Raw genomic sequence first — 26,628 nt, 5'->3', positions numbered from 1 at the left:
TCGAATTCGCTACAGCGAGAGGACGGTGCGCAGCTCGGCGTGCGCGGCGGGCGAGTTCCACCCCCGGCGGAGGTCCTCGTCCGGCCGGAGCGGCGCGCGTCCCGGCAAGACGAGGTTGATGAAGCGCTCGCCCTCCTGGAAGACGAGCTCCTTGCTCACGAGGAACTCCATCTCGCGCTCCATGTCGATTTCGGGCAGCGTCTTCCGCACCTCGGCGGCAGCGCGCTCGAGCGGCGCGGGTTTCTCGAACGCCAGGAGCACGGACCAGGTCGAAGGCGCGATCACGTGCTCGATCCTCCGGCCCGAACGAGAATCGCGGATCACGAGCTCGTCCCCGCGCCTCTCGACGTGGAGCTCGGCGCGCCCCTCCGGCTCGAATTCGGGCCAGCGGTTTCTCCAGGTCGCGACGAGGTCCTTGATCGTCGTGAACCACTGGGCGAGGTGGACGAAATACGGCGCCTCGTAGTTCGCGTCCTTGAAGAAATACGCCATGTCGTCGATTTTTTCCGGGCGGAACGGGTAGATCATCCCGTAATGCTCCATCGGCGCGAGCTTCAGGCCATACTCCTCCGCGTTCGTGAAGTAGGGGCTGAAGCGGTCGAAGCGCACCTGGAGGGCGTCCGAGGGCGGCGGCAGGTGCATGAGGAGCGGGATGATCGCGGCGTACCGCCGGTACATCTCCTCGTCGGCGCGCGGCATCCCGAGCAGGAGGTTCCAGGCGGGCACGATGCCGTACATCGCGCAGCGCTTGAGCAGGAGGATGTTCTGGAAGACCGTGCTGCCCTTCTTGAGCAGCTTCAGGGTCGACGTCGCGAGCGCCTCCACGCCGGGCTGGATGGTCAGGACGCGCGCCCGGGCCATCTCCTGGACGTTCTCCTCGCTCAGATCGCTCTTCGCCTCGTAGAAGATCGTCATCGAGGGCGGCGTGCGCAGCCGCGGCAGCATGTTCTCGAGGAACTCCTTCGGGATGATGACGTCCACCGCCATGATGCGGGACGCGCGCCCGGCATACCGGAAGAGCCGCTCGAATTGCCGCACCGCTCGGTCCGCCGCCATCGCCCGGTACCCGAGGGTCAGGTCGTTCAGTCCGCAGAACGTGCAATGCGAGCGCTCGCCCCACCAGCAGCCGCGCGACGTCTCCACGAGCAGCGTCGGCTTGTCCGCGTGCGCCGGCTTGTTCGCCTCGAAGGCGGCGAGGTAATCGTCGTAATCGAGCTCGACGTCGTCGTCGAGCGGCAGCTCCTCGCCCACGTGCTGGAGGCGCGGGCGGCGCCGGTCCTGCACCACGTCGAGCTGCTTGACCCGCTTCGACGGGAAAAACGCGCCGGACTTCACGAGGTGCTCCTCGATCTCGAGCTTCGCGCCCCGATCGACGAACGAGCCGGTGTTCTCGCGGGAGATGACGCCGTTGATCCGGTGATTCTCCTCCGGTCTCCCGTCGAGGATGTTCTTGACGAACGCGGGAAAGCTCTTCAGGCCGGGGCCGGAGAAGGCAAAATCGATCTGGGGCGCCTCCTCGACCATCACCGCGCCCATCGGGTATTCGCAGTTCGGGCCGCCGATCACCGTGACGACCCGCGGATTGCGCGCCTTGATCCTGCCGGCCATGGCGAGGCTCGCCATGTTCTGGATGAAGATCGAGCTGAACCCCACGAGATCTGCCTCGTGCAATCGGTAGCTCTCGAGCAGCTCGTCGAGGATCCTGTCGAGCTCGGCGCGGAGTGCGTCGACCCGCGCCCGGAGGGCCTGGACCTCCGGGGTCTTCCGCGCATAACAGCGCTGGAAGTACTCGTCGACGTTGTCGTTCGCGTCCGGGAACGCCAGGGAGCGAAAGAGCCAATCGCCGAGGCCCGTGTGGAGGTGCTCCATCGAGTCCTCGATTTCGTGGTAAATGGCCCCGAGCCGGCGCGAAGCGTCGAGGTTCAGGTAGCAGATCTCGACGTGCACCCGCTCGCCGAGCTGGCGTCGCAAGACGGATCGGAGCTGCGTGAGCGCGAGCGACGGCAAATGCTCCGCCGCGAACGGCATGTTGATCAGCTTGATCGCGTACGGCTTGCTCGTCTTCACGTGGTCATTCACAACGAAATCTCCTCGTGCGATGCCAAAGGTGCGGTCGCGGGCGGCGCGAGGTCGCGGGCGAGGCGGAGCGCCTCGATCTGCTCCGCCATCCGGGCGACGGTGGGCTCGTGGAAAAGCGAGCGCAGGGACGGGCTCACGCCGAGCGCTTCGCGAATCCGGGCGATGATCTGCGTGGCGAGCAAAGAATGCCCCCCAAGCGAGAAGAAATCGTCGTGCACGGAGATTTCCCCCACACGGAGCACCTCTCGCCAGATCCGCGCGACGGTCGCCTCCGTGGGACCCCGAGGCGATACGAGCCCATTTGTCCGCTCGGGGAGCATCGAGGAGGGATCGGGCAACGCGCGGAGGTCGAGCTTGCCATGGGCGCCGAGCGGGAGCGCGGAGAGCGGGACGAACCCGGAGGGCACCATGAAATCGGGCAGGCGGCTCGCGAGATACGGCCGGAGCTCCGCCTCGACGCCGGGCATTTTCGGGACGACGTACGCCACGAGCCGTGTATCGCCGGGCCGATCCTCGCGGACGACGACCACCGCGTCCTGCACGCCGGGGTGCGCCGAGAGGGCGGCCTCGATCTCGCCGAGCTCGACGCGAAACCCGCGAATCTTGACCTGGCGATCGATGCGGCCGAGGAACTCGATCGTGCCGTCCTCGCGATATCGAGCGAGATCACCCGTCCGGTAGAGTCGACCTTCCCTGAAGGGGTCGTGGACGAACCGCTCCTCGGTCAGCTCCGGCCGGTTCAGATATCCCCGCGCGACGCCCACCCCGCCCAGGCAAAGCTCGCCGGGGACTCCGATCGGCGCGAGCCGTCCCCGCCGATCGAGGATGTAGACCTGCGTGTTCGCGATGGGGCGACCAATGAGGGAAGGCTCGTGGGGATCCTGGATCCATGCCGCCGTCGACCAGATCGTCGCCTCCGTGGGACCATAGGAGTTGACGAGGCGGCGACCCGGGCTCGCCCACGCCCGCGCGAGCGACGGTCCGCAGGTCTCTCCTCCCAAATTGAGGAGGCGCAGCGCGGGGAGATCGGTGACGGACATCGCGCCGAGGGTCGACGGCGTGAGCGAGACGATGGTGATGGCGTGGCGCGCGAGGAAGGCCCGCAACGGGTCGCCGGGGGAAAGCTCGTCGCGCGTGCCGAGGTAAAGCGTCGCGCCCGCAGCGAGCGCCATCCAGACTTCGAGGCTCGCGACGTCGAAGCTCGGTGACGCGAGCTGCAGGACGCGATCCGCGGGCGTCACCTCGAACATGCGAATCGTCGCGTCGATCGCATTCGCGAGCCCCCGATGTTCCACGAGCACCCCTTTGGGTTTGCCCGTCGAGCCCGAGGTATAGACGAGATAGGCGAGGTCGTGCGCGTCGGCCTGGCTCTCCTTGCCTTCTCGGTCCGTCGAGGCCGCGTCGCTCGCCGCGTCTTCCGCTCCGAGGACGACGATATGCCCACGATACCCGGCGAGGCGCGCCTGGCTCCGCGCGCAGGTCACAACGAGGGGCGGCCGGGCGTCCTCCAGCAGGAAGGCGAGCCGCTCCGGCGGGTAGGCCGGGTCGAGCGGGAGATAGGCGCTGCCTGCCTCGAGGATCGCAAGGAGCCCGAGGATCCGCTCGATGGAGGGCGGGAGGCAGAGCCCGACCACGGTCTCGGGTCCGGCGCCGAGCGCTCGCAGGTGGCGGCCGAGCCGCGTCGCGCGCTCCTTCAGCGCGCCGTACGTGAGGGTCTGCTCGGCCCCGTCGCCGTCGAAATGCAACGCAACGGCGTCCGGCGTGCGCGTCGCCCATGCCCGGAACCGGTCGTGGACGCACGCGGCGGGAGGCCCCCCCGTCGTCGTTTCGTTCCACGCCAGCACGAGCTTCCGGCGCTCGTCCGGTGGGAGAATATCCATTTCGGACAACCGAGCTCCGGGCGCCGCGACCATCTGCGCGAGCGCTTGCTCGAGGTGACCGCAGAGGCGCGCGATGGTGCTGCTTTCGAATCGATCGACATCGTACTCGACACCGCCGCGGTACCCCTCCGGCGCTCTCTCCAGGGAGAGCGTCAGATCGAACCTCGCCGTGCTCCTCGCGACGGGCCACGGCGCAACGGAGAGCTCGCCCATGCGCGGCGGCTCCTCGGTTGCCGCCTGCTGGACGAACATGACCCGGACGAGCGGCGTGCGAGCTCCGTCGCGCGGCAGGCGGAGCGCCTCGACGACCTTCTCGAAGGGTACGTCCTGGTGGGTGTATGCGTCGAGCGTCGTGCGGCGGACGCGCCCGAGGAGCTCGAGGACGGTCGGATCGCCGGAGAGGTCCATGCGAAGCGCGAGCGTATTGGCGAAGAACCCGATGATCCCTTCGAGCTCGGCGCGATGGCGGCCCGCGACGGGGGTGCCGATGACGATGTCGTCCTGGCCTGCGTGGCGCGAGAGGACCACGGCGAAGGCCGCGAGCAGCAGCATGAAGGGCGTCACGCCCAAGGCACGCGCGAGCGAATCGACGCCCGCGCCGAGCGCGTGGTCGAATCGAACGGAGAACCACCCCCCTCGGCCCGACGAAACGGACGGCCTTGGACGATCGGCCGGCAGATCGAGCGCCTCCGCCCCGGTGAGGTTGTCCCGCCAGTACGGCATGCGACGTTCGAGGGCGTCGCCCGAGAGCCATGACCGCTGCCAGACCGCGAAATCGACGTAATCGATGCCAGGCGGCAGCGATACGGGCGCCCGGCCGGCGGCGAGCGCCGTGTAGTCCCGGGCGAGCTCGCGCATCAGAATGCCCGCCGACCAACCGTCGAATGCGACGTGATGCACCTCGACGAGGAGCACGTGGTCCTCGTCGGAAAGCGCGAAGGCCGAGGCGCGCAGGAGCCGCCCTTCGGCGAGATCGAAGGGTCGATCCACCTTTCGCGCGAGGCGCTCGCGCAGCGCCGCCTCGTCCGGGACACGCTCGATCGAGAGCTCCACGTCGCCTGCCGCGGAGATGACCTGGAAGGGGCCGGCCTCGTCCTCGTGCAGGGCGACGCGCAGGCTTTCGTGCCGGGCGACGAGCGCGTCGAGCGCCGCTTGCAAAGCCCCGACGTCGAGCTTGCCGCGCAGGCGAAGCGCCGAGGGGACGTTGTATTGCGCCGAGCCAGGGTGGAGGCGCTCCAGGAACCACAGCCGTTCCTGGGCGAACGAGAGCGGAAGCCGCCGCGATCGATCGACCCTCGTGATCGGCGCGCCGAGCGGCGAGGTGCCCGCGGCGTCGATGGCCCGCGCCTGCGCCGCGAGGGTGCGGGCTTCGAGCAGGGTGCGAATCGGGACCTCGACGCCCAGCGAGGACGCGAGCCGGCTCGCGACCCTCGTCGCCGAGAGAGAATGGCCGCCGCAATCGAAGACGTCGTCGTGGAGGCCCACGCGCTCGAGCCCGAGGACCTCGGCCCAGAGCTGGGCGAGCAACGTCTCCGTCTTCGTCACGGGCGCCACGTAGCCCGAAGACCCCGCCGCCTCCGCGTCCCCGACCGGCGGCAGCGCCCTCCGATCCACTTTTCCGTTCGGCGTTCGAGGCAATGCGTCGAGGGGGACGAACACCGCAGGAATCATGTACGCGGGCAGGGCCGCTTTTGCGTGCTCTCGCAGGGCTCGGAGGCCGAGCTCGCCGCCCTCGGGCACGACGTACGCCACGAGGCGCGCGTCTCGGGGCGCGCGCTCCTCGGCGAGCACCACGCAAGCGCGCACAGCGGGGTGCGCCGAAAGCGCGGCCTCGATTTCCTCGAGCTCGATCCGGAACCCGCGGATCTTGACCTGGTGGTCGATCCGACCGACGAACTCGAGGAGGCCGTCGGGGCCGACGCGACCGATGTCGCCGGTGCGGTAAAGACGGGCGCCGGGCTCGTCGGTGAAGGGATCGGACGAGAATCGCTCCCGGTCGAGCTCCGGGCGATTCAGGTATCCACGCGCGACGCCTGGGCCGCCGATATGGATCTCGCCCTCGGCGCCGACGGGCACAGGCCGCCGATCGGCGTCGAGCACGTGCACGCGCGTGCGCGGCAAGGGCACACCGAGCGGCACGCCGCGGCCGAGCGGCTCGTCCCCTCGGACGCGATGGGTCGTCACGATGCCACTCGTCTCTGTGTGGCCGAACATGTTGACGACGACGACACGATCCCCGGCGAGCGCCCGGAATGCGCGAGGAACGTCGGACGAGAGTGGCTCGCTCGCCGACAGGATCATGCGGAGGTGCGGATCGACGCTCTGCGCCCGCGCGGCGGGGGGGTGCTCCGAAAGCGCGAGGTTCAGGGCGCGGAAATGCGAGGGGACGACATCCAGGACGGTGACCTCGTGCCTCCGCACGGCCGACCAGAGCTCCTTCGGCGAGCGCTGTTGATCCGAGGTGGCGATCACCGACGTTGCCCCGCGCAAGAGGGGCAAGAAGAGCTGACGCACGGACGACGAGAACCCGAACGACGCGGTGTGCAGATAACGATCTGCGGCCTCGATGCCGAGCACCGACGAGAGCGCCTCGGCATAATGCGAGAGGTTTTCGTGGGTGATCTGGACGCCCTTCGGTTTTCCTGTCGTGCCCGAGGTGTAGATCACGTAGGCGACATCCGAGGGCGCTGCGAGGTCCGGTGGCGGCCCGCTCGTGTCGTCGCGCGCCACGTCGAGCTCTTCGTCGAGGAGGACGACGTGGGGCGTGTGCGCCGCGAGGCGGGAGGAAAGGTGCGCCTTCGTCACCAGCACGGGCGCCTTCGTGTCCTCGAGCATGAACGCGATGCGTTCGGCCGGATGAGCGAGGTCGAGTGGCACGTATGCGCCGCCGGATTCGAGAACTCCGAGGATTCCCTGCACCATTTCCGGCGACCGGTCCATGCAGAGCCCCACCCGGACGCCCGGCTCGACCCCCATGGATCGCAGTCGACGGGCGAGCGCGTGGGCCCTCACCGCGAGCGCACGGTAGCTCCACCGTTCGTCCTCGCAAACGAGGGCAACGGCGTCCGGCGTGCGCGCGGCCTGCTCTTGAAACGAGGCATGGATGCACCGGCCCATCGCTCGTTACCTCTCGCAGCGCGTGGTGTCGGGGTCACTCCTCACAATATGAGCGGTTCGAACGACGCGACGCGAACGGTCCGGCCCAGCTTCATCCAGTCAGCAACTTGCGTGCCACGAGCGATATTCGGTTCGGAAGCGCTTGAAACGTAGATTGTTCGCCTTGGCCAGCGTCCGTGGGTTCGGCTGGATCGTTCGAGCCACGTGGCTCGAACGATCCAGCCAACGACGGCTCGATCGAGCCGCGTGCCCGTATCGAACGATCCTCGACAGACCCGCGACGCCGTTGCTAGAACATCGCTCGGTTTGCGACCGCTCGATGCTCCAGGTTTCCTCCTTTGTCCCGAGGAGGAGCCGAGGGAAGAACGCGAAGCGCTCTTCCGAGCATCGGACCATTGGATGCTCTAGGGTGTCGTTCACGTGCCCCAACTCGTCAGTTTCGCGCCCGGACAAGGCCCTCTCGCCATCGATCTCCACGTGCCCCTGGTCGTCGGTCGGGATCCGCTCGTCGATCTGCCGATTCTCGATCAGCTTGTGTCACGCCGGCACGCGTGCTTCGAACCCGAGTCCGACCAATGGTTCGTCCGTGATCTCGGTTCGGCCAATGGCACCTTCGTCAAAGGCGTGCGCGTCGATCGGGCCCGGCTCGCCCACGGAGACGTGATCGACATCGGAGCGGCGCGGCTCGTGTTCCAGGAGGAGGAGGGCGCGGAGATCGTGCTGGCGCGGCACGAAACCCAGGACGAGGCCGCGACCGCCGGAAGGTCGAGCCAGCGGCTCACGGTGCTCTACGAGGTGACGCGGGCCATCAACACGCTCGAGGATCCGGATGCGCTCCTTGGCCGGATGCTGGAGGCCGTGCTCGATCTGGTCGGGGGCGAGCGGGCCCTGGTGGCGCTCGTCGAGGGGCCGAGGCGCGACGTGCTCCGGCGCATCATGCGGGTGCGCGGCGGCCTGGAGCGCGCGACGGACGAGATCGTGGTGAGCCGCACGATGGTGCAGGCGTTGCTCGAGCGGCGCGAGGCCGTGATCGTGCGGGAAGGCCGCGGCCGGGGCGCGCCTCACACGCACACGCGGCAGACGATCATGTCGGCGATTGGCGCGCCGCTCGAGGTGTCGGGGCGCGTCCTCGGGTTTCTGTACGTCGACGATCGCTACCGCGAGGAGCGCTTCAGCGAGGAGGATCTCGACTTCTTGAACGCGCTCGGGCGGATGCTCGCCGCGGCGCTCGACGGCGCCGAGCGGCTCCAGCGCGCGAGCGCGCTCGCCGAGGCGGCCTCGAGTCGGGAGCCCATCTACGGGACCGTCGGCCAGAGCCCCCCGATCCAGAAGCTCCGGGTCCAGGTGGCGAGGTACGCCGCGGCCTCCGGGGCGAACGTGCTGATCCGGGGCGAGAGCGGCACGGGCAAGGAGCTCGTGGCGAGGGCGCTGCACGCGGCGTCCCCGCGGGCGCGGATGCCGTTCGTGCCCGTCAACTGCGCGGCCATCCCGGAGACGATGATCGAGGGCGTCCTCTTCGGCTACGACAAGGGAGCGTTCACCGGAGCGGCGCAGCGCCGGCGCGGCCAGTTCGCGCTCGCCAACCGCGGGACGCTTTTCCTCGACGAGATCGGCGATCTCGGCCTCTCGGCGCAGGCCAAGGTGCTGCGCGCGCTGCAGGAGGGCGAGCTCGCCCCGCTCGGGGCCGAGACGCCGGTCCGCGTCGACGTGCGCGTCTTCGCGGCGACCCACAAGGATCTGCGCCAGGAGATCGCCGCCGGGCGATTCCGTGAGGATCTCTATTACCGCCTCAACGTGCTCCAGATAGAGGTCCCGGCGCTCCGGGAGCGCGGGGCCGACATCGAGCTGCTCGCGCAGATGTTCCTCGAAGCCGCCGCGCTCAACCTGAACAAGCGGCTCGGGGGCTTTTCGGCGGCCGCGCGCGCCGCGCTGGTCGCGTACCCGTGGCCCGGCAACGTCCGGGAGCTGCGCAATGAGGTGGAGCGCGCCGTCGTCCAGGCGGAGGGGGCCGTCGTGGAGCTCGACGACCTGAGCACGACCCTCCGCACGGTGGTCTCGCCCCCGGAGCCCGCGCCGCCGCCGTCGGCGGGCTCGCTCGCGGCCCGCTTCGCCGCGCTCGAGCCGACGGAGCGCACGCTGGTGGAGGAGGCCCTCGCCACGACGAACGGCAATCTGTCGGAGGCTGCGAGGCTGCTCGGGATCACGCGCATCATGATGCGAAGGCGCGTGGAGCGCTTCGGCCTGCGCTGCCGGGACACCTGAGGGCTCCCGCCTCGCCTGCCGGAGGGCTCAGGAGCGCCCAGCGACGGGGCTCAGTTGATCTTGTCCCACCAGATGCGCACGCTCGCGTAATTGGCACGCTCGTAATAATGCGCGAGCAGCGGGACCTCGCCGTCGAGGTAGATGGGCGCCGAGTCCACCTGACGCGCGGCGTGCTCGCTCCAATCGTTGATCTCCCAGCTTCCATTCGCCCCGACGTCGAGCCGCACGCCATCATCGGCGTTCGTGTGGAAGACATAGGTCCCGGCGGGGAAGGTCACCTTCCGGCGCCATTCGTAGGAGAAATCATTCGGCTGCGGCGTGCCTTGCGGGCCGTCGACGCCCCAGTTCTTGTTGATCTCCGACCAGAGCTGCGCGCGGAGGAAGAGACCCGTGCTGCTGTCGGTCCCGGCGAAGAGGCAGGAGTACCAGACGTCCGTGGCGAAGTAGTTGCGGTCGCAGCTCGTGGGCGGGTTCGTCTGCTTCACGTAGAACCACAGATAAAGGTCGCTCGGATTCGCGCTCAGGCTCAGGGTCACGCTGCATTTGTTGCCCGTATTGGTGAACGAATCGCTGTCGCGTGTCCCGTAAAGCGAGTATGCGTCACACGTGTATCCCGGGGGCGGCGTGAAATCGAAGACGTGTGTCCCCGCGTCGAGCGAGACATTCTTGCCCAGGGCGTCGCCGAAAAAGAAGCTCGGATCGCCGCACTCCCATCGGGATCGGCCGAGCTGGGTGTTGTCGATCGTGATCGACGAGCTCAGCGACGTGGCCGTCCGGAAGAGCGTGCCAGGGCAGGGGCCTTGCGTGAGGCGGTTCGGTCCGAGCGTATCGCTGTCTGAAAGCGCGACGCCGCCGCCGAGCTTCACGGTGAGCGTGGGCTTGACGTAATACCAGAGGTAGATATCACCGGGAGCCGTGGTGATGCGCAGGCTGACGGTGCAACGGTTGCCCGATTTGCTGATCGTCTTGCTCTCCACCGGGCCGTACACCGAGAAGCCGTCGCATTTGTAGCCGGCGGGCGGGGTAAAGGTGAATTCCTGAAAACCCGCCGAGATGTTGACCAAGGCATCGCGGTTCGCGCCGAAGAAGAACTCGGGGTTGAGGCAATCCCATTTCGCCTCGCCGAGCTGGCCGCTCTTGACGCTGATCGCCGAATCGTTCGCGGAAGGTGTCTTGAACACCGTTCCGGGGCAAGGGCCGAGCGTCAGGCGGTTTGCCCCGAGCATGTTGCTGCCGGCGATCCCCACGGCGCCGATCACCTTGCGCGTGGTCACCTCGCCAATCGCGCTCTCCGCCTCTTCGGTGGGCTCGAGCTCATTCCACTCTCCCTGCTCGTCGACGCAAGCGCCGAGGGAAAGGCTCGTGAAGAGAAGGCCGGCGCCCGCAAAACGCGCCGAACGGGAGAGGAACGTCGAGGAAGCTCGTTGTGTATTCATGACGAAGGGTTTTTTCCTGCGTGTTGTGGGAACGTTCTTCAGCCGCCTCGGCTCGCGCCCACGGCAGTGGATGCCCACACCCGCGGGTTCTGATCACGCACATGGACACGGCCCTGGCTCACGAGGGAAGGCACCACGCGCCGCGGATGTGAACCACACGCCGGAAAAAATCCGACGCACGCCTCTGTCGAGGCCGTTTACGGCGGGCCGGCGTCGCAGCCGAGCGCCCGGGCGTGCTTCCTCGCCTCCTCGGCCGTGACCGAGCGCGGCTTGGCCTCGCCCCAGCGCGCGAGGATCCTGGCGAAGGCCTGGCACGCGCGGTCGTGAGCACCACGCGCCTCGAGGGCGCGGCCGTACAGCAGATCCGCGCGCATGCTCGACATGATCCATTCGAAGCGGCTGCAGCGCCTGAAGGCGCGCTCGAAGAAGGGATGCGCCTCCTCCCGCTTGCCGCCGAGCCAGAGAACGCGGCCTATGCCTGCGTCGAACCCCTGGGATACGCCGAGCCGCGGGACGTCCGTGGGCCGCGCGGAGAGCGCTTCGAGGGCCTCGTCTTCTCGCTCGATGCCCGCGACGTACGCAAGATCCCATGCGCGCGTCCTGTCGTCCGCGCTCGACGCGCTCCGCAATGCAACTCCGTACCAGGCGTCCCTGCGCGCACGCACGTCGCCTTCCGCGATCGCCCCACCTCGCGCGGCGATACGCGATAGGTAGACGCTGGGGTCGTCGAGCACCCTGCCGAGCTGCCATCCCTCATGCCGCCGGAGGAAATCCGTCGCCACGGCCGCCGCCTCCTTCACGCGCCCGGTCTCCAGCTCGATTTCGGCGAGCAGCAGCGCAAAGGGCGCGTGGGCGGTGAGCGCCGGATGGCCGTCGACCTCGCGGAGGCCCTCGCGCGCGTGCGCCCTCGCCTCCTCGAAATCCCCGTACGCAGCCGCGAGGTTCGCGCGGTCCGCCGTCTCGTCGCGCCACGCGACCTGGGTCGGATCGAGCCGGGGCCACACCTGCCGTAGCACTTCGGCCACCGCTTCGCGCGGCTTGCCGAGCGCGTAGAGCATGCTGGCCCGCATCCGAAAATACTGCGCAAGGGCCTGCGGGTCGCTCGTCGCGCGCCGGAGGTGCGCCTCTGCGTCGGCGCACCGGCCGAGCTCGGTCTCGATGAGCGCATGCTCGAACCAGCAGTCGGTCGCCATCGGTGCGGCGGCGGCGCAGCGCTCCAGCGCCGCCATTGCGCCCTCCAGATCCTCTTTGCCCGCGAGCGTCTGGGCGAGCGCTTGCCATGCATCGGCAAACCCGGGATCGATCTCGACCGCGCGCCGCGCCGCCGCGAGCCGAAGCGAAGGGTCATCGACGAGGGCGTACACCGCGCAGAGGTGGAAGATCTCGGCGTCCCCAGGGGAAAGCTCGCCGAGCTCGGCGAGCTTTCGTGATGCCGCGGTCATATCCGGCGGATCGGCGCCGAGCATGGGCTCCAAGGCCGAAAGAAGGGCGCGGTCGCGGGGCGTGAGCGAGCCGCGGAGCCGCGTCGCCTCGCGATAGGCCGCGCGTGCTTCCAGCGAAGATGACATGCGGAGGACGCGGCCCGGGGGCGACAGCACGATCGCGAGCCGGAGATGCGCCGCGGCGAGCGTGGGATCCAGCTCGATCGCCTTGCGCAGGCTCGCCTGCGCCTGCCCCCAGTTCGCATCACGGAAGGCCTGCAGCGCGACCTTGTAAGCGTCGATGGCCCCGGTGCTGCTGGAGGAAGGGAGCGGAAGATCGGTGATCGCGGTCGGGCGCGGCGCGGGCGAGGGGGCGCTCGGCTCCGGCGCGCGTGAAGGAGGCGCGTGGAGCGAGAACCACGCGGCGATCAGGGCCGTCGCGGCAACCGGAAGGGCGAGGACGGCCATGCGCGGTCGTCGTGGTGTCCGCAGCGGCGCGGCTTCGAGCGCGGCGAGCAGCGCGCCCGCGTCCGCATATCGCTCGCTCGGCTCCTTCGCCAAGCAGCGCATGACGACGCTCGCGAGGTCACGAGCAGCGCCTCGTGACGGGAGCGGCGGCGGCGCGTCACGAAGGATCGCCGCGAGCACATCCGTCGTCGTTGCCCCGCGAAAGGGCCGCGCGCCCGCGAGCATCTCGAAGAGCACGACCCCGAGCGCGAACACATCCGAGCGGGCATCCGCCGAGAGCCCGCGCGCCTGCTCGGGGGACATGTAGCTCGTCGTTCCCAGGAGGCGGCCCTCATGCGTGGCGACGTCGGTCGACGCGAAGGCGGAATGCGCGTCCTCCGCGTCGCGCAGCTTGGCGAGCCCGAAGTCGAGGATCTTCACCTCCTTGCCGTCCCCGATCATCACGTTCTCGGGCTTGATGTCGCGGTGAATCACGGATGCCGCGTGCGCCGCGGCGAGGCCTCGGGCCATCTCCCGCGCGATGTGCGCCGCCTCCACCGTCGGGAGCGCGCCTCCGGCCGCGTTCATCACGGCGCGGAGCGAGCGCCCCTCCACGCGCTCCATCACGAGGAACACCTCCCCGTCGATCTCGCCGGCCTCGAACACGGCCGCGATGTTCGGGTGCCTCACGGCCGCGCCCGAACGGGCCTCCCGCAAGAACCGCCTGCGCCGCTCCTCGCTCGGGGTCGCCCCAGCGCGGAGCAGCTTGAGCGCGACTTCGCGCCGCAGGGTCCGATCGAAGGCGGCGTACACGACCCCCATGCCTCCGCGACCGAGCAGCTTCGTGAGTTCGAAGTGGCCGACCGTCTCGCCCGTGCGATCGCGCTCTGCGCCGGGCGGCTCGATGGGCGGGGCGAGCGCGACCTCGCGAAGGAAGCTTCCGACGGACGAGTCCTCGAGCGCTTCTTGCTCGTCCTCCTCTCTGCCCTGCGCGCCTCCTGCGCCGGCTCTGGACGGCAACCTCAAGCCCCCTCCGGATCCTCGCTCACGACGCCCGCGCGTTTGCCCATCTCGAAGAGCCGCACCTTGAGGAGCTGGAATCGCTTGCGCAAGCGCGCCGCCTCGCGCGCAAGCTCGACCTTGCCCTGCGGCGCGTCGCCTTCGTGGAACACGCGAGCGAGCTCGTTCCACGCGAGCCCCCGATCGATGCGGAGCACGAGGAGCGCCTGGTCCTCGGGGGGCAACGAGGCGCGCAGGGCCGCGAAGCGCAATTGCCGCTCGGTGCGCAGGTACGAAGCCGTCTCGCTGCGGACCTGCTCCACGATCGCCGAGAGCTCCGATCCCTCGGGCAGGGGCCGCTGCCTGTTCTCGCGGCGCCGCGTGTCGCGCCGGTAATTGAGCGATGCGTGCCGCGCCAAAACATAAGCCCAGGTACGAAAGGAGCTGTCGCCGCGGAAGGTGCGCACATCACGCCACAGGCGCTCGCTGAAGGCGGCAAAGACCTCCTCCGCGTCCTGCTCGTCGCGGTGGAGCGCGACCAGGAAACCAAAAATCTCCGCGCCGAAGCCACGGATCGCGAGCGTCGTCGCCTTCTCGTGGTCCCCTTCTGTGAGGCGGCGTCGGATGTCGCGCTCCAGGTCCTCGTATTGGTTTTCGGCCATCCGTCTACCAGGACGTTATCCTCGAACACCCGCAGCGTCACTCGACGAGCGCGCGCTGGGATCGATGACGTTCTCGGCAGAGCATCTCGTGCCGTGGCGGGCGCCATGGCTGCGCGCCAGCGCGGGGGCCGTCAGGATCCCGGGCTGGACGGCTGGTTTTTCCTCCGCGGATCGTGCGTGGTTACACCCTTACCAGGTCCCACGAATGCCACCCCCTCCTGGCCAGACGTGCAACGCCGCTGTGATGCCACCGGTCTCGGCCTCCTTGCCTTTGGAGGCCGAGGGGGACAGCACGAAGAGCGTGATGCCCCCAGCGAGCAGCACCCCGCCCACGACGAACGCTGCCGTGGAGCCTTTTCCGAGCGCAATGGCCTCCATCCGCAAATCGTACCCCGTTCGATTGCAGTGGTCTCGCGCATCACAGTACCCTTTGCTATCACCGTTGCGCGATAGAGCCATGCCGCCGAGAATGGCGCCCACGCCGAGCCCTGCGGCGCCAAGCCCCATCCCCGAGAATGCGGCGATGCGAAGCGCGGACGACGACGGAGGACGAGGAGCAGGAGGAGGCGGAGGAGGCAGCGGCGGGGGGGGTTCTGCCTTGCCACCATGGGGGGGGCGCTCGATCGGTGAAGGAGGCTCGACCGGCGCCACGAGGCTCTCCCCCTCGACGCGGATCTCGAACTCCTTCGTCCATGGCCGCATGCCCGGTGCTGTGACTTCGATCTGGTGAACGCCGAGGTCCACGGGCACCGGTTTGCCCCACTGCATCGATAGCACCGGCACGCCGTTCCGCGTGATCGAGAGCCCGGGGATCGCTGCAGTGTCCGCGGGCACTTCCACGGAGAGCTTCGGCAATCGAGGTTCGAGCGCCTTCCTCCTTTCCTCGGCCTTTCGCGCTCGATCCGTGTCCTGCAACCTCGTCGCGGAATCTTCTGCGTACCTGAGCTCCGACCATGCGCTCGCTAGCTTGCCCAATTTTTCATAACATGAGGCGAGCTGGATCCTCGTGCCGGGGGTGTCGGAGAGCTTGAGGACATTTGCGAATTTGGGGCATGCGCTCGCATAGTTCTTTGCGCGGTAGTCCTCGACGGCCTCGTCATAGAGTGCATCCGCCGCAGCTTCGACCTCGGGATTCGAGGATTGCGCACGGGCCCCCATCGGCCAGGTCAGGCTGACGGAAAGAACGAGCGCGTGGAGAAGTCGCTTGCCGTTCATGTTCTCCTTCATGGGAATCGCTCCTCCTCTAACGCCTGCGCTCAATCTCCTCCGTGCCCGCAGCTGTTGCCGTCGCTTTCGGCTTCGCCACTTGCTGCTGCGTGTCGGTCGTCGCGGCCTTCGTGGTCGTCGCGGCCTTCGTGGTCGTCGCGGCCTTCGGTGGTTTCGCGCCACTGCCAGCCGTCTGCTTCGCGCTGGGGGAAGCCACAGGCTCCTTCGCCGGGGGCTCGGGAGGCGCCGCCACGGACTCCGTCACGGATGCCGTCGGAGCCGCGGTCGCCACCTCCACGGGCGTGGGCTTCATCGTTTCCGGGACCGGCGGTGCATCGACCGCCGAACCGGGCGTGCTCGTTCGTGCCCCCGCAACCACCCATATCCCACCCCCTAGGAGAAGCACGAGCCCCACCGCGGCCCCCGCCACGAGCCTCGTCGTTGCACGTATGGCCTTCCCGCCCGGGTTCGTTTTTCCCCACGCGCCGGCCGTCTGGCCATTCGAGCCAGCTCTCCCGTTCGGCACAGTTTGCGTGTCGAGCCCGGTGGGGATGGGAACCGCTCCCGGAGGGAGCGGCTGCGTCGCGACGGTGTGGGTGCCGCCAGGCTCCCCGCCTCCTCCGTGCGTCGGCGTTGTGGGGAGCGGAAAAAGCGGAGCGCCGAGCATCGTGGCTTCGGCTCCCGCGATCGTGAACGGCCGCAATGCGGCCATGAGCTCGTGCACCGATTGAATCCGCTGCGCCGGCTGTTTCTCCAGACATCGTAGCACGATCGCTTCGAGCACCGGCGGCAGATCCGGGCGAATCTCGGTGAGCCTCGGAGGAGATTCCATCAAGACCTTGCTGATGAGCTCCGTCATGACCTCCGCCTTGAACGGGAGCCGGCGCGTGAGGAGCTCGAACAGGATCACCCCGATCGACCAGATGTCGCTGCGCGCATCGGCGTCCTTGATACGCGACATCTGCTCGGGAGACATGTAGCTCGGCGACCCCATGAACATGCCGGTCTTCGTCAAGTCGGGGCCCACCCTGTGCGCCGGATCGAGCTCCTTCGAGATGCCGAAATCGAGCACCTTCACGCACGGCGTGCCATTGGGTCGCTGGATCAGGAACAGGTTGGCTGGCTTCAGATCACGGTGCACGATGCCGAGGGAATGCGCCTCGGCCACGGCCTCACAAGCCTGGTAGACGTAAAGGGCCGTTTCCTGCACGGGCAAGGGCCCGCGCGCACGCAGGACGGCTTTGAGATCCTGGCCGGAGAGGTGCTCCATCACCATATACGGCGCGCCGCTCGGGAGGCGACCGACGTCGTGCACGCGCGCGACGTGCTCGCTCTTGAGCCGAGCGGACGCGCGCGCCTCGCGCAAGAACCGCTCGACGGCGTCGGGGTGCGCGAGCGCTGCGGGGAGCATGAGCTTGATCGCGAAGAGCTCGCCGAGCTCGAGGTGCCTGGCCGACACGACGACCCCCATACCGCCCTGTCCGAGCACACGCTCGACGCGGTACTTGTCCAGCAAAACTTCCCCTGGTTGTACTGCTGTGTGCATCGCGTGGCGCTCCTCAGGAGGCCCCTCGGCCCTGCCATTCAGGTTACCAGAGTCGCTGAACGAGTTGCAAGGAACACACTCTGCCCGACGACATCCCGGCCGCTCGTAGCATGACCAAAAGACCCGGGAACGCTCAGGCTGCGCCAAACCACGGGCCCAGAATCCAGTTTACGCCACGAACCCCGCCCTGTAAGCTGGACGCACGTTTGTCTGGGCCCAGGTCGGCTCGACCAAACGGTTCGAGACGGATCACATGCGCACGACCTTCACCACTGAACGTATCGGTCGCTTCTCACGGATGGGGGCCGCAGCAGGCGGCATCATGGCGCTGGTGGCGTCGTTGACGGCGTCGCGCGTCGCTGGTGCGGAGCCGGTGGCGTGCCTCAGCCCTGACCCGGCGCAGTGGCCTTCGCCTGCGAAGCCGTATTTCATGATCCTTTTCGACACATCGGGGTCGATGACGGCCGGCGCCCCGAGCTCCGCGAGTCCGCTGCCCGACTCGTGTGGCTTCGGGTCGACCCGCATCAGCCACGCCAAGTGCGCCCTGCGGAAGATGTTCTTCGCGTTCGGCGGGCAGGTGAACTTCGGGCTCGCTGGGTTCCAGCGCGGCACGGCCGTGGGTTGCGTTGCGTCCTGTAGCTCGACCGGCGTCGGCAACTGCGTATGGCAGAGCTACACGGGCGGAGGCAACCCCGGCAGCGGCTGCGGCCTAGAGCCGACCGCGCAGCCGAACTCCGCGGACCGTCGGGGCGCCGAGGTTCTCGTCCCGATGCAGATCGACAACTTCTACGCGCCGCCGCTCCAGGATTCGAACATCCCGGAGCTGCTCAAGTGGGTCGACAACGACTGCTCGATGCACCCGACGCGGCAGCTCAGCTACGAGCTCTGGCCGGCGGGTGAAACGCCGTTGAACGGCATCCTGCGCGACGCCTACCGGTACCTTTCGGACCAGTGGGCCCGGCCGATCACCGGAAACCCGACGTTTGTGTCTCCGATCTCGCAGTCCGGCGAGCGCGCCTGCCGCACGATCAACGCGATCCTCATCACGGACGGCCTCGAGACTTGCGACGACCCCGCCGACGCAATCGACGCAGCCGCGGATCTCCTGGCTGGCTTCAATCGTGGTGGGATCAACTGGTCGGTCAAGACGCACGTGATCGATTTCGGCACCTCGGCTGCCGCCAACGCAGCGCTCGCGGCGGCGGGCGGCACCGGCACATCGACCCCGGCGACGAATGAAACGCAGCTCTCGACGGCGCTCTCGAACATCATCGCCACTGCCATCAAGCCCGAGACCTGCGACAACGCCGACAACAACTGCAACGGCTGCACGGACGAGGGGTTCGCCCATTATTGCAACCAGGGGCAGACGTGCTGCGCGTGGTCGACGGCGGCCCAGCGCACGACGTGCCTCTCGACGTACCAGAGCACGATCACCACGGCGAACCCGGGCGGCGACCTGACGAAGCTGCCCTGCACGACGCCCACACAGGCGACCCAGCCGGCCACGTGGCTCTGCTACAACCCCAAGGAGAGCTGCGACAATCTCGACAACAACTGCCAGGGCGGCATTGATGAGGGCGTCACGAAATGTGGCAATCCGGCGCATTGTCCGCAAGCGGAGACGTGCAACAGCCAGGATGACGATTGCGACGGACAGGTGGACGAGAGTGCCGTATGCGTCGTGCCGTGCATCCCCTCGGCCGAGGTGTGTGACGGCTGCGACAACGACTGCGACGGCGTCGCGGACAATGGCGCCCCGAGCGCGGCGTGTGGTCAGTCCACCCCGGCGAACTGCGCCGGCGTGCTGACGTGCAAGGCGGCGCAGAACGTGGCGTTTCCCGGCGCTTGCGTGGCGAACGGCGGGTTCAACGCCTGCACGAACTCCCCGCAGGTCGAGCAATGCGACGGCAAGGACAACGACTGCGACGGCACGATCGACGACGGTGTGCCGCCCGCGCCGTGCGTGCCCGTCGGCACGCCGGCGAACCTGAACTACGGCGTGAACAGCCAGTGCAAGCGGGGCACGCAGCCCTGCAATGGCACGTGCCAGGGCTTCGTCGGGCCGAGCGCGGAGATCTGCGACGGCAAGGACAACGATTGCGACGGCGTGGTCGACGAGAGCCCCTTCGGCGTCGGGACGCCTTGCGGCAACAACCAGGCGCCGTGCACGACGGGCCTCACGGCCTGCGTCAATGGCGCGCTCGTCTGCCAGGGCGGCGTGCAGCCGGGTCCCGAATACTGCGACGGCAAGGACAACGATTGTGACGGCACGATCGACGAGACGCCGCTCGCGGACGCGCCGGCCGCTGGGAACAACGGCTGCTGGACCGAGCCGGGCAACTGCTGCACGTTCGGGAACCTCACGTGGTGCCCGCCGCCCGGCGGGACCTGCAAGGGCACGGGTACGCTCACGGCCCCGTGCAACACGGGCAAGCTCGTCTGCCAGGGCCTGCAAAAGTGGGTCTGCTCGAACCCGAAGGCCCCGAGCCCGGAGGTCTGCGACGGGCTCGACAACAACTGCAATGGCATGCTCGATGACGGCAGTCTCCCGCAGGTCGGTACGACGTGTGGCTCCAATCAGGGTGAGTGCAAGACGGGCACGCTCGTCTGCACTGCGGGCGTGCTCGATTGCGCGAATGACGTCGGCCCGGTGTCCGAGATCTGCGACGGCAAGGACAACGATTGCGATGGCGCGCTCGACAACGGTCTTCCGACGGGCGGTCCGTGTACCCCGGCCTACGACACAGGGCTTTTTCCGGGCAACCGCAGCTTCCCGCCGTGCACGCCGGGGAAATTTGCGTGTGATGACGCAGGGGGAAGCACGTGCATCGGCGGTACGGCGCCTGTTTCGGAGATCTGCGACGGCATCGACAACGATTGCGATGGCTCGATCGACGAGGCAGGCGCCCCCCCCGATGGCATCGACGGCACCCCGAACCCGCAGCCGTCCCCCGTGGTCTCGATCGGAGAGGCGTGCGGGATCGACACGGGGGCATGTCAAAAAGGGCAATATGCCTGCGTCCAGGGAGAATTCGCCTGTGCCGGCGCGCAGGAGCCGAGCGACGAGTCCTGCGACTGCGAGGACAACGACTGCGATGGCGTGATCGACGAACAAGACCTGAGCGCGCCGCCGCTGTGTGCTGCGGGATCCGCGTGCGTGAAGGGCAGCGATGCTTGTTTCTGCGCCGTGCCTTGCGCAAAGGGAGAGTACCCCTGCCCGCCGGGCCAGACGTGCGAGGAGGTGACGAGCAGCGAGACGGGAGACGCACTCGGTATGTATTGCGTATCGGAGAAGAGCTCGGCCTCCGGCAGCGGCGGCGCGGGCGGCGCGGGCGGCGCGGGCGGCGCGGGCGGCGGCGGGCCGTTCGATGGCGATGAGACAGGTAGCTGCGCGTGCGGCCTCGGGGCGCAGGAGCGGAGAGGGAGCGCATGGGCGCTCGCAGCGCTCGCGCTGATGGGTCTACGCCGGCGGCGCTCCGGTCGCCGTGGCGCGGAGGAGGTGCAGCGATGAGAGCGCCGGCCCGAGGAATCCTGCTGCTCGCCCTGTTGCTCGCGCCCACGGGGTGCAACGAGATCGCCGACATCCGCGAGCCGATCCTCGACGAGGACGCCGACATCCGCGAGCCGATCCTCGACGAGGACGCCGGTCTCTGCGAGCCGACGAACGGAGGCGTCGAGACATGCGACGGCCTCGACAACGACTGTGACGGCACCGTGGACCAGGGGCCGAGCATCGACTACGCGACCCCGAGGGGTTGTGGGACCTGCGACAACAACTGCTATGAGCTCTTGCTGAACAACGATCCCAAGAGCATCACGTGTCTGCCGAGCCCGAACCCAGGCAAGGTGCCGGGGACGTGCACCGGTACGTGCGCGCCCAATTACCACGATCTCGATGACGACGAGATCTGCGAATACTACTGCGTCGAGACTGCGCCGGACGATGCATCCTGCAACAACAAGGACGACGACTGCGACGGCGTGATCGACGAGGACGTCGATCTGTGCAATGATCTGACGAATTGCGGCGTGTGCGGCACGAGCTGCGCCGTGCTCCACGGCACGCCGGAGTGCGTCCACACGGGCAATGAGGCGTGCTCGCAGGCGAATACGAAGTGCGTTATCGATTCGTGCCAGGACGGGTGGTGGGATATCGATGGTGCCTACGACACGGGGTGCGAGTACGCCTGCACGGTGACGAACGGTGGTGTCGAAGCCTGCGGCGACGCGCTCGACAACGACTGCGACGGGCAGATCGATGAATCGAACGCCGGCGATCCCATGCAAGGCGTCGATTGTTACGGCGATCCGGATGGTATCTGCGCCCTCCCCGAGCACATCGGCAAGACGGTGTGCCAGGGCAACAAGGTCGTCTGCGGCGGCCCCGACGTCCTCGTCGAGAATCAGGTCCCCGAGATCTGCAACGGCCTCGATGACGACTGCGACGGCGTGATCGACGAGAGTCCCATCGATGCCGGAAAGCCGTGCGGCACGAGCAACATCTATCCCTGCGCCTTCGGGACCCAGCAGTGTGTCGACGGCGCGCTCGTCTGCACCGGCAACATCGACCCCAAGCCCGAGGCCTGCGATGGCGAGGACAACGACTGCGACGGCACGATCGACAAGGCGGGGAACAACCCGCCCGCCGACTCCGTCGGCGCCTGCAACGTCCCGCCCGCGCCGCCTGCGGGCGCGACCACGGCTTGCGTGGCCGGCGCCAAGGCCTGCGTCGGCGGCACCATCGTTTGTCAGGGCTCCGTCACCCCGGCGCCGGGCACGCAGGACGGCTGCAACATCGACGCGAACTGCGACGGCGCCCTGACGAACCAGCCCGACAAGCAGTCCGACGTCAACAACTGCGGCATGTGCGGCAAGAGCTGCTACACGGGCGCGGTCCACTCCACCTGGGCCTGTGTCTCGGGGGCTTGCCAGTTCAAGGGCTGCGAGCCGGGTTATTACGACCTCAACAACGATCAGAAGTGCGAGTACGACTGCGACTTCATCTCGGCGCAGGAGACGTGCAACGGCCTCGACGACGATTGCGACGGCCAGATCGACGAGAACGTCATCGCCCCCTCGCCCGCCCAGGTTTGCGGCGTCAGCCCCTCCGCAACGAAGCCCGAGTGCACCACCGGCGTCACCGTCGCTTGCGTGATGGGCGCCTGGAAATGCACGTTCCCGACCGGTGTCTGCACCGGGCAAGCGCCGAACTACTGCAACGGCACCTTCGAGGTCTGCGACAACCTCGACAACGATTGCGACGGTATCCAGAACGAGAACGTCGCCAACTGGAACAAGCCCTGCAACTCCGACGACGGCATGCCGCCACCCGGACACGGCGCCTGCCGCACGCAAGGCACCTACATCTGTGACGGCGTCATGTCCGTCAAATGCAGCGCCATCCCGGCGAACTGCGCCAGCTTGCCCGGCGGTTGCGAGGAGACGTGCGACGGCCTGGACAACGACTGCGACGGCATCGCCGACGAGCCCTACAACAACAAGGGCAACAACGCGACCTATTACGTCAAGCCCGCCGTCACGAAGATCGGCTCGCAAAACAAGTGGATCATGCAGTTCGAGGCCAGCCGCCCCGATGCCACCGCCGTCGTGCCCGGCACCGGCAATGGCTTCTGGACCAGCGGGCCCGTGGGGGCCACGATCGACAAGACCACGGCTTGCTCGGTGCAAAACAAGATCCCCTGGTTCAACGTCACCCCGCGTGAGGTCGAGCAGGTCTGCGTCGCCGCCGGCGGCACCGTCTGTACCACCGCCGATTGGCAGGCCGCCGCGCGTTTGCCCGCGCCGGATGCTTGCCTCTGGGGGTATGCGCCGCTCTCCGCGTGCAAGACCGCATTCGTGGCGGGTACCAAGTACTGCAACCTCGGCTTCTCGTACGACTTCTCTCCGGATGCCGGCATGCAGAACGGCCTTCTCGTGACCGGCAACGAGACGAACCTCAAGAACTGCTGGGTCGATTGGACCGGACAAACCAATGCCAAGCTCTACGACATGACGGGCAACCTCCGCGAGATCACGAAGTCCGCGACGAACACGTACCCGCTGCTCGGCGGCGCCTTCAGCACGCAGGCGGAGGCCGGCGCCCAGTCGGACTTCACCTTCTACACCGTCGATCAGAACTTCCAGTTCTTCGACACCGGCTTCCGCTGCTGCTTCACGTCGAATCCGGGCTGACGGAACCTTTCCTCGGGGGCTCGTGCTCGACCGAGGGGGTCGACGCGCGTCGACCCCTCCTGTCCACGATGACGCGTGGGTGTCGCCGCGCGTCGACCCCCCCAGGCGACGATGACCCGCGGGTGTCGCCGTGCGTCGACCCCCACGGTCGACGATGACCCGCGGGTGTCGCCGCGCGTCGACCCCCACGGTCGACGATGACCAGGAGGCCTCGCCACGCGTCGACCCCTCCCGTCCACGACGACACGCGGGTGTCGCCGCGCGTCGACTGGCGCTGGAGAACGTGGACCGAGGTGGTCTCCACGCGTCGAGGGCCGCATGCGACGATTTTTGGCCCCTTGCCCGTGCCGAGGCCCCCGACGAAACGTTGGCCCCTCCGCCGCGCCGATGATATTGCCGCGCCGCTCCGCGCTTTTCCTGGCGCCGGGCAGGCCTCATCGGCTTCGAGCGTTCTGTCGACACTTGGGGCTCCGGATCGCCTTCGGCGTCCTTCGCTCCAAACCCCACGCGGCATGGCTACCTCCCGTCTCTCCACCCTCGTTCGACAAGGACGCCGCCACGTCGCGCTCACCGTGCTCGGCGCCGCCGCGCTCGCGACGCTCGTGCCCCGCGGCGTGCCGAACCTGGGCGCGAAGGACAGGTCCACCGCGCTCGCCTCGGCGCTCGCGTCGCAGGGCCTCGTGACCACGGCCGACGACGTGGCGTGGATCGATCCGCCGCGTGGCGTGTGGGGCGCGCTCGGCGCGAAGAGCCGCGCCGTCGTGCGCGCCGCGCCCGCGCAGGGCGAGCCGAACGATCTCTTTCTCGTGCACGCCGAGCTCTCCCCTGAAGGCGTGCTCCTCGACGTGGGCGGCGCCTTCAACCTCACCGAGACGAGCGGCGCCGACGAGTCGCGGCCCGCGGTGCGCGGCGAGCGCTTGGCCTACGTGTCGAGCCCGCTCATCGCCGGCAGCCATCCCACCGTGCACGTCTTCGATCTCTCGGGGCAAGCCCTCGCGACCGAAGGCTGGACGCGCGTCGAGCGGCTCCAGAACGCGCTGACGAACGCGCAGGAGACGGGGCAGCTCGGCGGCATCGGCAAGCGCACGTTCACGCTCGGCGAGGGCGAAGGCGAAGCGCAAGACGCCGACGCGAAGGAAGGCGAGGCGCCCGCGCGAGACGTGCGATGCGCGCTCGAAGCCGCGGAGCTCGTCGTGCGCGATGGACAGCGCGAGGCGCGCGTGCCGCTCGACGGACCGGCGACGCTCCCTGCTTGGCTTTCGCACGAGAGTGGAGAGATCGCGCGGCCTGGGAACGTCGTCACGTGGTCGGTCGATCGCGTGCGTGACGTCATCGGCGACGAGGCGATGCAGACGATCAAGGCCGTCGCGTTCGCGGGCCTCGAGGTCGTCATGCGGCAGAAAGAGGACATGGGCGGCGAGCAGGCCGCGGCCGAGGCGATCGCCGAGGACCTCGGACAAACCACCCTCGAAGCGCCCACGCGCACGATGCCGACCGACCCCGAGATCGGCTGGCCTCCGGCGCCGCTCGAGCCGTGGATCACGCCCGCGCTGCCCGGCGAGGGGCAGTGGAACCCGCAGGACAAGGATCCGTTCATTCGAAGGATCGAGGGCCTGCCGCCCGCGTTCGTCACGACGTACATCCGCCCCGATCGCTCGCGCAAGACGACACGCGTGTTCATCGTCGTCTGGGATCCGCGGCAGGTGGAGCTGCACATGATGGCCGGCACGGTCGAGCCGAAGGGCGCGACGGGCGAGGCCGGGCCCGGCCTCATCCCGCGCGATCCCGCGGTGCTCGAGCGCGTCGTCGCCGCTTCGAACGCAGGCTTCCAGGCGCTGCACGGCGAGTTCGGCATGATGGCCGACGGCGTGGTGTATCTGCCGCCGAAGCCCTATGGCGCGACCGTCGCCGTGCTGCGGGATGGATCGACCGCGTTCGGGAGCTGGCCCGAGGATCAGAGCATCCCGCCGAACGTGCTGTCGTACCGGCAGAACATGACGGTCATGGTGCTCGACGAGAAGTTCAACCCGTATAGCCGCACGTGGTGGGGCGGGACGCCGCCGGGCTGGGCCGACAAGACGCACACCGTGCGCACGGGCATTTGCCTGACGAAGGAGAAGTTCGTCGCGTACTTCTACGGCGCGGACCTTGGCCCGGAAGGGCTCGCGCAGTCGATGATCCAGACGCGCTGCTCGTACGGCATCGCGCTCGACATGAACGCGGGTCACAGCGGGCTCGAGTTCTACAAGGTCGCGCCCGAAGGCGAGATGGATCCGCTCGGCAGGCCCTTGCAGTACGACTGGGAGTCGGAAGGCACGGTCTCCGGCATCGACGGATGGAAGTTCCGCGGCAGGCGCTTCATCCGCGGCATGGGCCTCATGAACTTCCCGCGCTACATCAAGCGCGAGGCGCGCGACTACTTCTACATGACGTTGCGCCACGTGCTGCCCGGCACGGAACTCGCGCCCGTCGCGCAGCCGCCCGTCGAGGGCGAAGGACAGTGGCGCGTCAAGGGCTTGCCGCAGCACGGGTTTCCGTATGCGCTCGCGACGACGGAGCTGCGCATCGACGCGGCGCGGCCCGATCGCAAGGCGCGCGTGGTGAAGATCGATCCACGCACGGTGTCGGCCGCGAAGGCATCGACGCAGAGCGCGGCGAAGACGGTGGCGACGCTCGACGCGGGGCCGGCCGACGCAGGCGCGGGCGCGGCGTCTTTGTGGGCGTCGGCCGGCGCGTTCGCGATCGACGCGGAGGCGCCCGTCGAAGGTGCGATCCGCCTCGCGACGGGCTCGCCGAACGCCGCGGTCGCGGCCGCCGCCGTCGGCGTGAACGACAAGGACGGCATGTTGCTCTACGTCGAGCTGGTGACGCCTGCCGACGCTTCGGCGGCGGACGCGAAGGCGCTCGACACGCTCCTGAAGAACGCGGGATGCAGCACGCGGCTGCTCCTGGCGAAGCCGCTCACGCTGGCGCTCGGCGGGGACACGGATCTCACGGGCGCCGCCGTGCACCCGCCCCAGGGCGCGACGGCGGTCCGGCTCACGCGCGCCGACGCCCCCGGCGGCCGTCGTTTCCTGGAGGACACGCCCATCGTGCCCATGAGCACGTGGTATCCGCTGCAGCAGAAGCGGATCCGCTACTTCAAGAAGCCGGCGAAGGACCCCGCCGAGGGGGCGCCGAACTAAGGCCCCCCGGGCGAACACCGCGGAACTACGTGAACAAACTCGCGAAGCACGCGAAGCGCGGCTAGGCTAAGTACGTCTCGGTTTTCCCGCCTGAGCGCGGTGCGGTCACGGAGCCCCATCGACCCTCTACTCGCGTGGCGCGAGATGTGCGAAAGGGGTTTCTGTCGTCCGCGGCGTAACGTCGTCGCATTTC

The 26,628-nt window shown here is 68.4% G+C and carries 11 protein-coding genes; 4 read left to right on the top strand and 7 right to left on the bottom strand.

Annotated elements, in window-relative coordinates; genetic code table 11:
* Positions 1 to 9: 9 nt before the first annotated feature.
* Positions 10 to 2,067 carry a RiPP maturation radical SAM C-methyltransferase gene (locus tag POL67_RS37465; protein WP_271925444.1) on the bottom strand — a complete coding sequence of 686 codons (2,058 nt, stop codon included), beginning with the start codon at positions 2,065 to 2,067 and terminating at the stop codon, positions 10 to 12.
* Between the two features lie 8 nt (positions 2,068 to 2,075).
* A complete protein-coding gene (locus tag POL67_RS37460) occupies positions 2,076 to 7,076 on the bottom strand; it encodes a non-ribosomal peptide synthetase (protein WP_271925443.1) in 5,001 nt (1,666 codons plus the stop codon).
* Between the two features lie 420 nt (positions 7,077 to 7,496).
* Here POL67_RS37460 and POL67_RS37455 point away from each other — a divergent pair, with 420 nt between their 5' ends.
* Positions 7,497 to 9,338 carry a sigma 54-interacting transcriptional regulator gene (locus POL67_RS37455; RefSeq protein ID WP_271925442.1) on the top strand — a complete coding sequence of 614 codons (1,842 nt, stop codon included), beginning with the start codon at positions 7,497 to 7,499 and terminating at the stop codon, positions 9,336 to 9,338.
* A 50-nt stretch (positions 9,339 to 9,388) separates the two neighbouring features.
* Here POL67_RS37455 and POL67_RS37450 read toward each other — a convergent pair whose 3' ends face one another.
* The 5 genes from POL67_RS37450 to POL67_RS37430 form a co-directional block, all read right to left on the bottom strand.
* Positions 9,389 to 10,774, bottom strand: a complete 1,386-nt coding sequence (locus POL67_RS37450) for a PA14 domain-containing protein (RefSeq protein WP_271925441.1) — start codon at positions 10,772 to 10,774, stop codon at positions 9,389 to 9,391.
* Positions 10,775 to 10,971: 197 nt separating this feature from the next.
* Positions 10,972 to 13,668: a serine/threonine-protein kinase gene (locus POL67_RS37445; protein ID WP_271925440.1), complete on the bottom strand. Its 2,697-nt coding sequence runs from the start codon at positions 13,666 to 13,668 to the stop codon at positions 10,972 to 10,974.
* Complete coding sequence (locus tag POL67_RS37440) at positions 13,665 to 14,303, bottom strand: RNA polymerase sigma factor (RefSeq protein WP_271925439.1); 639 nt, start codon at positions 14,301 to 14,303, stop codon at positions 13,665 to 13,667. Before POL67_RS37440 ends, POL67_RS37445 begins: the two co-directional genes overlap by 4 nt.
* A 189-nt stretch (positions 14,304 to 14,492) precedes the next feature.
* The gene (locus POL67_RS37435; protein ID WP_271925438.1) at positions 14,493 to 15,530 is read right to left on the bottom strand and encodes a tetratricopeptide repeat protein; all 1,038 of its coding nucleotides are present in this window, start codon (positions 15,528 to 15,530) and stop codon (positions 14,493 to 14,495) included.
* Positions 15,531 to 15,546: 16 nt separating this feature from the next.
* Positions 15,547 to 17,055: a serine/threonine-protein kinase gene (locus POL67_RS37430; RefSeq protein ID WP_271925437.1), complete on the bottom strand. Its 1,509-nt coding sequence runs from the start codon at positions 17,053 to 17,055 to the stop codon at positions 15,547 to 15,549.
* A 253-nt stretch (positions 17,056 to 17,308) separates the two neighbouring features.
* Between POL67_RS37430 and POL67_RS37425 the strand changes: the two genes are divergently transcribed.
* The 3 genes from POL67_RS37425 (at position 17,309) to POL67_RS37415 (ending at position 26,435) form a co-directional block, all read left to right on the top strand.
* On the top strand, positions 17,309 to 20,569 hold the full coding sequence (locus tag POL67_RS37425; RefSeq protein WP_271925436.1) for a MopE-related protein: 3,261 nt from the start codon (positions 17,309 to 17,311) through the stop codon (positions 20,567 to 20,569).
* Positions 20,566 to 23,250 (top strand): MopE-related protein, encoded by a 2,685-nt coding sequence (locus POL67_RS37420; protein ID WP_271925435.1) that lies wholly within the window; start codon positions 20,566 to 20,568, stop codon positions 23,248 to 23,250. Before POL67_RS37425 ends, POL67_RS37420 begins: the two co-directional genes overlap by 4 nt.
* A gap of 512 nt (positions 23,251 to 23,762) precedes the next feature.
* Positions 23,763 to 26,435 (top strand): hypothetical protein, encoded by a 2,673-nt coding sequence (locus POL67_RS37415; protein ID WP_271925434.1) that lies wholly within the window; start codon positions 23,763 to 23,765, stop codon positions 26,433 to 26,435.
* The last annotated feature ends 193 nt before the right edge of the window (positions 26,436 to 26,628 follow it).

The organism is Polyangium mundeleinium, from assembly GCF_028369105.1.
In the GTDB taxonomy this organism is placed as follows: Bacteria; Myxococcota_A; Polyangia; order Polyangiales; family Polyangiaceae; genus Polyangium; species Polyangium mundeleinium.
Note: the sequence above shows the minus strand (reverse complement) of the source record. Positions and strands in the feature narration are given on the sequence as shown.

Bases quoted from the DNA above. Each gene is read 5' to 3' on its own strand.
- POL67_RS37460 (WP_271925443.1), bottom strand. From the start codon at position 7,076: ATGGGCCGGTGCATCCATGCCTCGTTTCAAGAGCAGGCCGCGCGCACG.
- POL67_RS37450 (WP_271925441.1), bottom strand. From the start codon at position 10,774: ATGAATACACAACGAGCTTCCTCGACGTTCCTCTCCCGTTCGGCGCGT.
- POL67_RS37440 (WP_271925439.1), bottom strand. From the start codon at position 14,303: ATGGCCGAAAACCAATACGAGGACCTGGAGCGCGACATCCGACGCCGC.
- POL67_RS37435 (WP_271925438.1), bottom strand. From the start codon at position 15,530: ATGAAGGAGAACATGAACGGCAAGCGACTTCTCCACGCGCTCGTTCTT.
- POL67_RS37430 (WP_271925437.1), bottom strand. From the start codon at position 17,055: ATGCACACAGCAGTACAACCAGGGGAAGTTTTGCTGGACAAGTACCGC.
- POL67_RS37425 (WP_271925436.1), top strand. From the start codon at position 17,309: ATGCGCACGACCTTCACCACTGAACGTATCGGTCGCTTCTCACGGATG.
- POL67_RS37420 (WP_271925435.1), top strand. From the start codon at position 20,566: ATGAGAGCGCCGGCCCGAGGAATCCTGCTGCTCGCCCTGTTGCTCGCG.
- POL67_RS37415 (WP_271925434.1), top strand. From the start codon at position 23,763: ATGGCTACCTCCCGTCTCTCCACCCTCGTTCGACAAGGACGCCGCCAC.